The organism is Streptomyces sp. NBC_00086 (assembly GCF_026343255.1).
Classification (GTDB): Bacteria; Actinomycetota; Actinomycetes; order Streptomycetales; family Streptomycetaceae; genus Streptomyces.
Map to the genome: position 1 here is coordinate 4387164 of NZ_JAPELZ010000001.1, position 11138 is coordinate 4398301.

Genomic DNA, 11138 nt, shown 5'->3' on the forward strand with positions numbered 1-11138 from the left:
CGTGGACACCTTCGCTCTGGTCGTGACCATCGGTGTCGCGCTCGGCTTTACGTATACGAATGGTTTTCACGACTCCGCGAACGCGATCGCGACCTCGGTCTCGACGCGTGCGCTGACCCCGCGCGCCGCGCTCGCGATGGCCGCGGTCATGAACCTCGCCGGCGCCTTCCTCGGCAGCGGGGTCGCCAAGACGGTCAGCGAGGGCCTGATCGAGACGCCCCACGGCAACCGGGGCATGTGGATCCTCTTCGCGGCGCTCGTCGGCGCGATCGTGTGGAACCTGATCACCTGGTACTTCGGCCTGCCCTCGTCCTCCTCGCACGCCCTGTTCGGCGGCATGGTGGGCGCGGCGCTGGCGGGCGGCACCGAGGTGCTCTGGTCGGGTGTGGTCGACAAGGTCGTCATCCCGATGTTCATCTCGCCGGTCGTCGGCCTCGTGGTCGGTTACCTGGTGATGGTCGCCATCATGTGGATGTTCCGCCGTGCCAACCCGCACAAGGCGAAGCGCGGCTTCCGCATCGCGCAGACGGTCTCGGCGGCCGGGATGGCGCTCGGCCACGGTCTGCAGGACGCGCAGAAGACCATGGGCATCGTGATGATGGCCCTGGTCATCGCCGACGTGCAGAACGCGGGCGACTCGATCCCGGTCTGGGTCAAGATCGCGTGTGCCGTGATGCTCTCGCTGGGTACGTACGCGGGCGGCTGGCGCATCATGCGCACCCTCGGCCGCAAGATCATCGAGCTGGACCCGCCGCAGGGCTTCGCGGCGGAGACCACCGGTGCCTCGATCATGTTCGGCTCGGCGTTCCTCTTCCACGCGCCGATCTCCACCACCCACGTGATCACCTCGGCGATCATGGGTGTGGGCGCGACCAAGCGGGTGAACGCGGTCCGCTGGGGCGTCGCCAAGAACATCATCCTGGGCTGGTTCATCACCATGCCGGCCGCGGCGCTCGTCGCGGCACTCAGCTTCTGGGTGGTCAACCTCGCCTTCGTGTGACCGGTCCGGCCGTACGGACACCAGTGAGCCCCGCCGGATCGGCTGATCCGGCGGGGCTTTCTGATCCGGCGGGGCCTTTCCCGCCACCGTGCGGGGCCGGGAAAAGAAGCGGGCCGGCTCCCCCCACCCAGGGGGAGCCGGCCCTTTCGCCTTGCGGTGGCACCGCCATGCAGCACCGCAGGACGCTCGTGAACATCTCGGTTTAGCCGAAGCGGCCCGAGATGTAGTCCTCGGTCGCCTGCACGGACGGGTTCGAGAAGATCCGGTCCGTGTCGTCGAGCTCGATCAGCTTGCCGGGCTGGCCGACCGCGGAGAGGTTGAAGAAGGCCGTGCGGTCGGAGACGCGCGCCGCCTGCTGCATGTTGTGCGTCACGATGACGATCGTGAAGCGCTCCTTGAGCTCGCCGATCAGGTCCTCGATGGCGAGGGTGGAGATCGGGTCGAGGGCCGAGCAGGGCTCGTCCATCAGCAGGACCTGGGGCTCGACCGCGATGGCGCGGGCGATGCACAGGCGCTGCTGCTGGCCGCCGGAGAGGCCGGAGCCGGGCTTGTTCAGGCGGTCCTTGACCTCGTTCCAGAGGTTGGCGCCCTGGAGGGACTTCTCGACGATGTCCGAGAGCTCGGACTTCCTGAAGGAGCCGTTCAGACGCAGGCCCGCCGCCACGTTGTCGAAGATCGACATGGTGGGGAAGGGGTTCGGGCGCTGGAAGACCATGCCGACCGTGCGGCGGACCGCGACCGGGTCCACGCCGGGGCCGTACAGGTTCTCGTCGTCCAGCAGCACCTTGCCCTCGACGCGGCCACCGGGGGTGACCTCGTGCATGCGGTTCAGGGTGCGCAGGAAGGTGGACTTGCCGCAGCCGGAGGGGCCGATGAAGGCCGTCACGGAGCGGGGCTCCACGGTCATCGAGATGTCGTCGATGGCCTTGTGGCTGCCGTAGAAGGCGGACAGTCCGCTGACGTCGATTCGCTTTGCCATGGTGGTCACTTCGCTTTCATTGATCGCGTCAGCGACCGGTCTTGGGGGCCTTCCAGCGGGCGATGCCGCGAGCCACCAGATTGAGGATCATGACGAAGGCGATCAGGACGAGCGCTGCGCCCCATGCCCGGTCGTAGGAGGCTTCACTACCGACCTTGTACTGCTCCCAGATGTACAGGGGGAGCGAGGACTGGGCGCCTTCGAAGGGGTTGTTGTTGATCAGCTGGGTGCCGAAGACCAGCAGCATGATCGGCGCGGTCTCACCCGCGATGCGGGCGACGGCCAGCATCACGCCGGTGGCGATGCCGCCGATGGCGGTGGGGAGCACGACCTTGAGGATCACGCGCCACTTCGGCACGCCGAGGGCCAGGGCGGCCTCGCGCAGCTCGTTGGGGACGAGCTTGAGCATTTCCTCGGTGGAGCGGACCACGACGGGCATCATCAGGATCGACAGGGCCAGCGCGCCGGCGAAGCCGGAGGGGCCGAAGCCGAGCATCAGGGTCCACGTCGTCAGGACGAACAGACCCGCGACGATGGAGGGGATGCCGGTCATGACGTCGACGAAGAAGGTGACGGCCTTGGCGAGCGAGCCCTTGCCGTACTCGACCAGGTAGACGGCGGTCAGCAGGCCGATGGGGGCCGAGATCGCGGTGGCCAGGGCGACCTGCTCGATGGTGCCGAGCAGGGCGTGGTAGACGCCGCCGCCGGGCTCGAAGCTGGTCACGCCGTTCATCGAGTGGCCGAGGAAGTCTCCGTCGAGGACCTTCGCGCCGCGGCTGATGGTCGTCCACAGCAGCGAGAGCAGCGGGACGAGGGCGAGGACGAAGCAGACCCAGACGACGGAGGTCGCGACCCGGTCCTTGGCCTGGCGGCGGTTCTCGACGATCGAGCTGGCCGTGTACGTGATGACCACGAACAGGGCGGCCGCGAGCAGACCCCACTGGATCTTGCTGTGGAGCCCGAAGAGGGCGCCGAGGCCGGAGCCGAGGGCGACCGAGAGGACGGCGATGCCGGCCGGGGCCCAGCGGGGCAGGTGGCCCTGCGTCAGGCTGCCGGGGGCGACGGACCGGGCGGCCCGGGAGGGGCGCGGGTCCTGGAGTGCGTGGCTCATCAGGCGTTCGCCCCCGAGAAGTCCTTGCGACGGGCGATGATCAGCCGGGCTGCGCCGTTGACCAGCAGGGTGAGCAGGAAGAGCACGAGACCGGAGGCGATCAGGGCGTCGCGGCCGAACTCGTTGGCCTCGTCGAACTTCGCGGCGATGTTCTGCGCGAACGTGCCGCCGCCCGGGTCCAGGATGTGGCCGGAGATCAGGAAGCTCGGGGAGAGGACGGTCGCGACGGCCATCGTCTCGCCGAGCGCGCGGCCGAGGCCGAGCATCGAGGCGGAGATGACTCCGGAGCGGCCGAAGGGCAGTACCGACATGCGGATGACTTCCCAGCGGGTCGCGCCGAGGGCCAGTGCGGCCTCCTCGTTCATGCGCGGGACCTGCAGGAAGACCTCGCGGCTGACGCTGGTCACGATCGGCAGGATCATGATCGCGAGCAGGATGCCGACGGTGAAGAGCGAGCGCGCGACGCCGACCTGGGTCTTGTCGAAGACGTAGGTCCAGCCCATGTACTGGTCGAGCCAGAGGTTCAGCCCGGCGAGCTGCGGGACGAGGAAGAGGGCTCCCCAGATGCCGTAGATGATCGACGGCACGGCGGCCAGCAGGTCGATCACGTAGGCGAGGGGGGCGGCCAGCTTGCGCGGCGCGTAGTGCGAGATGAAGAGGGCGATGCCGACGGCGATCGGAACCGCGATGGCCATCGCGATGATCGAGCTGACGACGGTGCCGAAGAGCAGGACGGCGATGCCGAAGACGGGGGGCTTGGCCGACGCGTTCCAGTCGAACGTGGTGAGGAAGTTGCCCTCGTTGTCGGCCAGCGCGATGGAGGCGCGGTAGGTGAGGAAGACGGCGATCGACGCCATGATCACCAGGAGCAGGATGCCGGAGCCCTTGGAGAGGCCCGCGAAGATCTTGTCACCGGCGCGGCCGGTGGACCTTCGGCTCTTGGAGACGGGCGGAGCCGTGTCTATCTGGGTGGGTGTGGTGGAAGCCATGATCTTTCCGGTCTGGATGGGGGGCAGGCCCCCTGGCGGCGGTGCACCGGATCCCCTGGGTGGAGGGGAGGGTCCCCGGGCCGGTCCGCCCCCCGGACGGGGGAGCGGACCGGTGGTCCCGAGGGTCTGTATTAGGCGAGCTTCGCGATGACTTCGCGGACCTTGGCGTTGATCTCGGCCGGGATCGGGGCGTAGCCGTTCTCGGTCAGGACCTTCTGGCCCGCGTCGGACGCGGTGTAGTTCAGGAAGGACTTCACGGTCGGGAGCGTCTCGGCCTTGTTGCCCTTGTCGCAGACGACCTCGTAGGTCACCAGGACGATCGGGTAGGCGCCCTCGGCCTTGGTGGCGTAGTCGAGCTTCAGCGCCAGGTCGTTGCCGGTGCCGGAGATCTTGGCGGCGGCGATGGCCTTGGAGGCGTTCTCGCCGGTGGCCTTGACCGGAGTGGCCGCGCCGGTGGCGACGTCCACGGTCTTGATGCTCTGCGCGGAGGCGTAGGAGAGCTCGAAGTAGCCGATCGCACCGTCAACGGCCTTGACCTGCGAGGCGACACCGGAGGAGCCGGAGGCGCCGAGGCCACCCGGGGCCGGCCACTTCTTCGCGGCCTCGTACGTCCAGGCCTCGGGGGCGGCGGTCTTGAGGTACTTGCCGAGGTTCTCGGTGGTGCCCGAGTCCTCGGAGCGGTGGAGCGCCTGGATCGCGGTGGAGGGAAGCGTGACGCCGGGGTTCAGCTTCTTGATCGCCTCGTCGTCCCACTTCTTGATCTTGTCGTTGAAGATGTTGGCGATCGTGGGGGCGTCGAGGACCAGCTTGTCGACGCCGGCGACGTTGAAGCCGATGGCGATGGGGCCGCCGACCATCGGCAGGTCGATGCCCTGGCCGCCGGTGCAGATCTTCTTCGACTCCTCGACGGCGTCGGGCTTCAGCGCGGAGTCCGAACCGGCGAAGCCGACGGTGCCCTGGTTGAAGGCGACGATGCCCTCACCGGAGGAGGAGGACTTGTAGTTCACCTCGACGCCGGGGCAGGCGGCCATGTAGTTCTTCACCCACAGGTCGATCGCGTTCTTCTGCGCGGAGGAGCCCGAGGCGAGGAGCTTGCCCTTGGCGCCCTCGCACTTGATGTCGCCCACGGCAGCGGAAGGCTTGCCCGAGGCACCGGCGTCGTTCTTGGTGTTGTCGTCCGAGCCGCACGCCGTGAGGACCAGGGCGCCGGACACGACGAGCGCCCCGAGGGCGGAGGCACGAAGCATGTTCTTGCGCTGAAGCTTCACTTTCGGGTGTTTCCTTCCAGAAGCCGCCGGCCGCTTTCTGTATCGGGGCGGCGTGCGAAGAGGACTACGTCGGTTGCCCGGAGGAATCGTCCGTGTTCGCGGCGACTCGCTCCCTGCTCCTACGAAGTTAGGCAGATCAGGTGAAGCGGCCGACCGGGGTAAGTGAACGGATGGTGAACCGTGGCGGACGGAGTGGTGTGTCTGGACGGGGTCGGCATCCGGCGTCATCTCCCGTTATCCCGCCGTTACCGTTGCGTGACCTGCCTCGGGTGTGCGCGGCGCGGGTCGGCGGGGCCGGCGGGGTCAGACGCCGGCGTGGCTGGAATCAGCCGGCTGCCAGATGTGCTGGAAGGTGGCGCGGGAGGCTTCCACCTCGTGGCGCTGGTCCGCGTGCAGGACGCCCAGGGCGTACGCCGTCGCCGGGGCGATGCGGGGGGTGCGGGCCGCGGTGGCCGAGGCGGCGGCCGCTTCCGCGGCGTCCCGGTGGCGGGTCAGGGCCTCGCCGGCGGTCGTCAGGCGGGCCACGTCGCCGCCCAGGGCTTCCTGGGCGTAGCGGTGGACGCGCAGCAGGCGGCGCACCTCGTTCCAGGAGCCGTCGTGGTCCGCGTCGTACGGGTGCGAGGGCGAGGGGGCGGGGAGGGAGTGCACGGCGGTGGACAGGCGGGAATGAGCCACGTCGGCGAGGGGGACCAGGACGTCGTCCACCCGGCCGCCCGCCGCCACCGGGTCCAGCGGGACCTCGGAGGCCAGTACCGCCACGGCGTCCGCGACCGCGTGGAAGCGGGAGGAGCCGAGCGCGTGCAGGGTCGCGGAGTGGGCCCGGGTACGGGCCAGGGTGAGCTGGCGCTCCAGCAGGGCGCCCGCGCGGGCCGAGCCCACGGTCAGCGCCCCCGCCGTACCCCTGGGCGCCGGAACCTCGGGGCTCCCCGACAGCCGCTGCAGGGCGTCCATCAGCCGTGACAGCCGGGCCGCGTACGCGTGCTCGTCGGCCAGGGTCGCCGAGAGCCAGACCAGCTCGGTGCGCAGCGAATCGGCCCAGGAGGAATCGGCCACCGCCCTGAAGGTGGACAGGGAGCAGGAGATCCGGCGTGCAGCCCCCCGCAGGCTGCGCGCCGCCTCGCCGCCCTCGGCGGCGCCGCTCGCGGCGCCCTCCTCGTGCAGGCGCAGGCCCCGTAGGAATGCGGTGGCCTGCGCCCGCAGGTACGTACCGAGTACGGTGCCTGCCGTCGTCGCGGTCAGGTCATGGTTTGGCTGAGCCACGCCGGCGCCTCCGGGCGTCAATGAGCATCTCCTGAACGTGCCGCAGCGGCTGGCCCTCGCTGTCCGTGCTGTGCCGGGTCCATTCGCCGTCCGGGCCCAGGTGCCAGGAGGTGGTGAGGTCGGACATGCCGGTTTCCAGCAGCCTGTCCAGTGCCGCGCGGTGGGCCGGGTCGGCGACCCTGACCAGTGCCTCGATACGGCGGTCGAGGTTGCGGTGCATCATGTCGGCGCTGCCTATGTACACCTCGGGTTCGCCGCCGTTGCCGAAGGCGAAGACCCGGGAGTGCTCCAGGAAGCGGCCGAGGATCGAGCGGACCCGGATGTTGTCCGAGAGCCCGGGGACACCGGGGCGGATCGCGCAGATGCCGCGGACCCAGATGTCGATGGGCACGCCCGCCTGCGAGGCCCGGTAGAGGGAGTCGATGAGCGCCTCGTCGACGATCGAGTTCATCTTGAGGCGGACGTACGCGGGCCGGCCCGCCTTGTGGTGGGCGGCCTCCTTGTCGATCCGGGAGATCAGGCCGTCGCGCAGCGAGCGCGGGGCCACCAGCAGCCGGCGGTAGGTCTCGCGGCGCGAGTAGCCGGACAGCCGGTTGAAGAGGTCGGAGAGGTCCGCGCCGACCTGGGAGTCGGCGGTGAGCAGGCCGAGGTCCTCGTAGAGCCGGGCCGTCTTGGGGTGGTAGTTGCCGGTGCCGACGTGGGAGTAGCGGCGCAGCGTGTCGCCCTCCTGGCGGACGACGAGCGACAGCTTGCAGTGGGTCTTGAGGCCGACGAGCCCGTAGACGACGTGGCAGCCGGACTCTTCGAGCTTGCGGGCCCACTTGATGTTGGCCTGCTCGTCGAAGCGGGCCTTGATCTCGACGAGTACGAGGACCTGCTTGCCGGATTCGGCGGCGTCGATCAGGGCGTCCACGATCGGGGAGTCGCCGGAGGTCCGGTACAGCGTCTGCTTGATCGCCAGGACGTCCGGGTCGGCGGCGGCCTGCTCCAGGAAGGCCTGCACGGAGGTGGAGAAGGAGTCGTACGGGTGGTGCAGGAGCACGTCCCGCTCGCGCAGCGCGGCGAAGATGTCGGGCGCGGACGCGGACTCGACCTCGGCAAGGTCGCGGTGCGTGCCGGCGACGAACTTCGGGAACTTCAGCTCCGGGCGGTCCAGGGAGGCGATCCCGAACAGGGCGGTGAGGTCGAGGGGACCGGGGAGCGGGTACACCTCGGACGGGTTGACCTTCAGCTCCTGCACGAGCAGGTCCAGGACCCCGGGGTCGATGGACTCCTCGACCTCCAGGCGCACCGGCGGGCCGAAGCGGCGCCGCATCAGTTCCTTTTCGAGGGCCTGGAGGAGGTTCTCCGCGTCGTCCTCTTCCACTTCGAGGTCTTCGTTGCGGGTCACGCGGAACATGTGGTGCGCGAGCACCTCCATGCCGGGGAACAGCTCCTCCAGGTGCGCGGCGATCACGTCCTCCAGCGGGACGTAGCGCTGCGGGGAGGCCTCCAGGAAGCGGGAGAGGAGCGGGGGCACCTTGACCCGGGCGAAGTGGCGGTGGCCGCTCACGGGATTGCGTACGACCACGGCCAGGTTCAGGGACAGGCCGGAGATGTACGGGAACGGGTGCGCGGGGTCCACGGCCAGCGGGGTGAGCACCGGGAAGATCTGGTTGCGGAACAGGGTGAAGAGGCGCGCCTGCTCCTTCTCCGTGAGGTCCGGCCACCGGATGAGGTGGACGCCCTCCTCGGCCAGCTGCGGGGAGATGTCCTGCTGGAAGCAGGCGGCGTGGCGGGCCATGAGCTCGCGGGAGCGGGTCCAGATGAGGTCGAGGACCTCACGGGGCTGCAGGCCTGAGGCCGAACGGGTGGCGACGCCGGTCGCGATGCGGCGCTTGAGGCCGGCGACGCGGACCATGAAGAACTCGTCGAGGTTGCTGGCGAAGATCGCCAGGAAGTTCGCGCGCTCCAGGAGCGGCGTGGCGGGGTCCTCGGCGAGCTCCAGGACGCGCTCGTTGAAGGCGAGCCAGCTGCGCTCCCGGTCGAGGAAGCGGCCCGGGGGCAGCTCTCCGGTGTCCTTCTCGTCGTAGGCGTCCAGGTCCGCGTCGAGATCCGGTTCCAGGTCCACGTGCGGGCGGTGGGCGGCTATCGAGCCCAGGCGGGCGTGGGCGCCGGTGGCCGCGCGTGCGGCCACCGCCTCGGGCGTGGCGGCGCGGGCGGCCGCGGCTGCGGAGACGTCGGCGGCCGATGGCGCGGAGGGGGACGCGAACTTGTTCGGCGGCTGCTGGGTGGGGACCTCGGAAGGGGCTGCGCTGGGCTTGTGGCTCATGACTCCATTCTTCCGCGCGCGCGGAAGGACAGGCGCGTCGGAAGGATCGGCTGTCAGTCGGAGTCGGGGCTGCATGCGGTCAGCTTCGCGACCGCGCATTAATGCCCGGTTAATGGCGTATGGCTTCCAGGGTCCGGGCGGGGGTCGTCTGGTGCGGGGGTCGGCTGGTGCCGACCGGGAGCGGGGGAGGCTCGGCTGCGCCGGGCGGGTCAGGGCCGCTGCCCCGCCCCCCGGGAGCGCCTCCCGGGAGCGCCTCCCGGGAGCGCGTCCGCGGATCCGAGGCCGCCGCGTGCGGGTCGGCTGCGCCGTGGGGGCGGGAGAGCTGTTGCTGTGCCGGGCGAAGCAGGCGGACGCGGTCGTGCTCGTCGTGGCGGTCGTGCCGGTAGGTCGGGCACAGGCGCCAGCGGGTGCGTGGGGGCGGGGGGTGTTCTAGCGTCGGTAGGAGGGAGGGATGTCCTGCCGAGCCGGTCCGGTACGGGGACCGGGCCCGGGGCCATACGCGGTCGCGCGTGCTCGGCGCCGTTTACTCACGTGGTCCGGCATGCCCCGGGTCCGCGCACCCGCCACGGGCGGGTTCAGGTCCAGGGCCGGGCAGGTTCGGGTCCATACCCGGGTCCCGGTCTAGGGCCGGGTCCAGGGCCGGGCAGGTCCAAGGCCGGGCAGGTTCGGATCCGTACCCGGGTCCGGGTCCGGGTCCAGGGCCAGGGCCGGGCAGGCCGGGGTCGGGTCGGGCCGCGCGGTGGTTTCGGAGAGCAGGTACGTCCCATGCGCACGTCGATCCGTATCGCAAGTGTCCTCACCGGTCTGACCCTCGCCCTGGGGGGCGCGGCCCTGACGGCCCCGGCCGCCCAGGGCGCCCCCGCTGACGTCTCGGCCTGCATCAGCAAGGTCGAGCGGGAGTTGAAGGGCGGCGAGGCTCCGGCATCCGTCCGCGCCTCGTGCTACATCGCGCTGACCGGGGCCCAGGACGAGTGTGTGACCGGCCTGACCGAGGGCAGCGGGGTGACCAAGGCGACCGCGGAGAGCGCCTGCAAGCTGGGCGCTGAGTAGCTGAGTAGCTGAGTAGCCGAGTAGCCGGGGAGTCGGGGAGCCGGGTAGGGGCCCCGGCTCCCGGTGTGTGGGTCAGCTTTCCGTGCGGTACATCAGGTCCACCTCGTGGGTGGAGAAGCCGAGGCCCGCGTATACGGCCAGGGCCGCCGGGTTGTCGGCGTCCACGTAGAGCATCGCCGTGGGCAGGCCGGCCCCGGCCAGGTGGCGCAGCCCGATCGCGGTGAGGGCCTTGCCGAGGCCGCCGCCCTGCGCGCCGGGGCGTACGCCGAGGACGTAGACCTCGCCCAGCTGCTGCTCGGCGTGCACCTTCGTCCAGTGGAAGCCGATCACTTCGCCGTCGCGCTCGGCGAGGAAGAAGCCGGCGGCGTCGAACCAGGGCTGCGCGATGCGGTCGTTCAGGTCCCGCTGCGTGAGCGAGCCCTGCTCGGGGTGGTGGGCGAAGGCCGCCGCGTTGACGGCCAGCCAGGCGGCGTCGTCGGCGCCGGGCACGAAGGCGCGTACGGTCACGCCCGCGGGGAGGACGGCCTCCGGCAGGGGCGCCGAGTCCGCGCCGAGCGGGCGGCGGAGCTGGCGCAGTTCGCGGAACAGGGTCAGGCCGAGCACCTGAGCGAGGTGGCGGGCCGCCGACTTGCCGCCGTGCGCCCACACCCGGATCCGCTTGCCCGAGGCGGCCAGCAGGGCGGTGCCCAGCGCCCGCCCGTGCCCGCGCCCGCGCAGCGCGGGGTGCACGACGAGCTCGGCGGCGGGGGCCTCCACCGGGTCGGTGTCCTCCAGTTGCCCGTACGCGGTGAGCCGTCCGTCGGCGGTGAGGAGGAAGTGGCGGATCCCCTCCCTGGCTCCGCCGCGCAGCTGGAGCCGGCCCTGCTCGGACACGGCGGTGGTGCCGTCGGTGCGGGCCGCGTCCTCGATCAGGGCGAGAACGGCGTCGGCCTGTTCGTCCGTCAGTTCGTCGAGGGTCTGGATCTGGCGTCCCGGCTCCAGGACCACTGCTGCGTCGTCAGTCATGGAACCGAGCCTACGACCACGGTGGGGGAGCGGTGGGGTGCGGCCCGGACGCCCGTCCCGACGGGTGTCCCGACGGCCGTGCGGACAGCCGTCGGAGGGGCCCGCGGAAGGCGGTGCGGACAGCCCCTCCGACGGGCGCTCGCCTCGTGCGTGTAACCAGCTCGA

General features: G+C 70.7%; 9 protein-coding genes. 2 read left to right on the top strand and 7 right to left on the bottom strand.

Going from position 1 to position 11138, the window contains the following annotated elements; translation table 11 throughout:
- Nucleotide 1: 1 nt before the first annotated feature.
- Nucleotides 2-1000, top strand: coding sequence for an inorganic phosphate transporter (locus OG276_RS19670; RefSeq protein ID WP_266907254.1), 999 nt, complete (start codon nt 2-4; stop codon nt 998-1000).
- Between the two features lie 202 nt (nt 1001-1202).
- Here the strand turns inward: OG276_RS19670 and pstB are convergent, their stop codons facing one another.
- The 6 genes from pstB to OG276_RS19700 all read right to left on the bottom strand — a co-directional run bounded on the left by pstB (nt 1203) and on the right by OG276_RS19700 (nt 8918).
- On the bottom strand, nt 1203-1979 hold the full coding sequence (gene pstB / locus OG276_RS19675) for a phosphate ABC transporter ATP-binding protein PstB (RefSeq protein WP_266907256.1): 777 nt from the start codon (nt 1977-1979) through the stop codon (nt 1203-1205).
- A gap of 28 nt (nt 1980-2007) precedes the next feature.
- The gene (gene pstA, locus OG276_RS19680) at nt 2008-3090 is read right to left on the bottom strand and encodes a phosphate ABC transporter permease PstA (RefSeq protein ID WP_266907258.1); all 1083 of its coding nucleotides are present in this window, start codon (nt 3088-3090) and stop codon (nt 2008-2010) included.
- Nucleotides 3090-4079, bottom strand: coding sequence for a phosphate ABC transporter permease subunit PstC (pstC, locus tag OG276_RS19685; protein WP_266907260.1), 990 nt, complete (start codon nt 4077-4079; stop codon nt 3090-3092). Before pstC ends, pstA begins: the two co-directional genes overlap by 1 nt.
- Before the next feature lie 131 nt (nt 4080-4210).
- Entirely contained in the window at nt 4211-5347 is a 1137-nt protein-coding gene (gene pstS, locus OG276_RS19690; protein WP_266907262.1) for a phosphate ABC transporter substrate-binding protein PstS, read from the bottom strand.
- 303 nt (nt 5348-5650) lie between these two features.
- The gene (locus OG276_RS19695; RefSeq protein ID WP_266907264.1) at nt 5651-6607 is read right to left on the bottom strand and encodes a CHAD domain-containing protein; all 957 of its coding nucleotides are present in this window, start codon (nt 6605-6607) and stop codon (nt 5651-5653) included.
- Entirely contained in the window at nt 6588-8918 is a 2331-nt protein-coding gene (locus OG276_RS19700) for an RNA degradosome polyphosphate kinase (protein WP_266907266.1), read from the bottom strand. The genes OG276_RS19695 and OG276_RS19700 overlap by 20 nt, the downstream gene beginning before the upstream one ends.
- A 765-nt stretch (nt 8919-9683) precedes the next feature.
- Between OG276_RS19700 and OG276_RS19705 the strand changes: the two genes are divergently transcribed.
- Nucleotides 9684-9968 carry a hypothetical protein gene (locus OG276_RS19705; protein WP_266907268.1) on the top strand — a complete coding sequence of 95 codons (285 nt, stop codon included), beginning with the start codon at nt 9684-9686 and terminating at the stop codon, nt 9966-9968.
- 72 nt (nt 9969-10040) lie between these two features.
- Here the strand turns inward: OG276_RS19705 and mshD are convergent, their stop codons facing one another.
- Entirely contained in the window at nt 10041-10973 is a 933-nt protein-coding gene (mshD, locus tag OG276_RS19710) for a mycothiol synthase (protein WP_266907270.1), read from the bottom strand.
- Between the last annotated feature and the right edge of the window lie 165 nt (nt 10974-11138).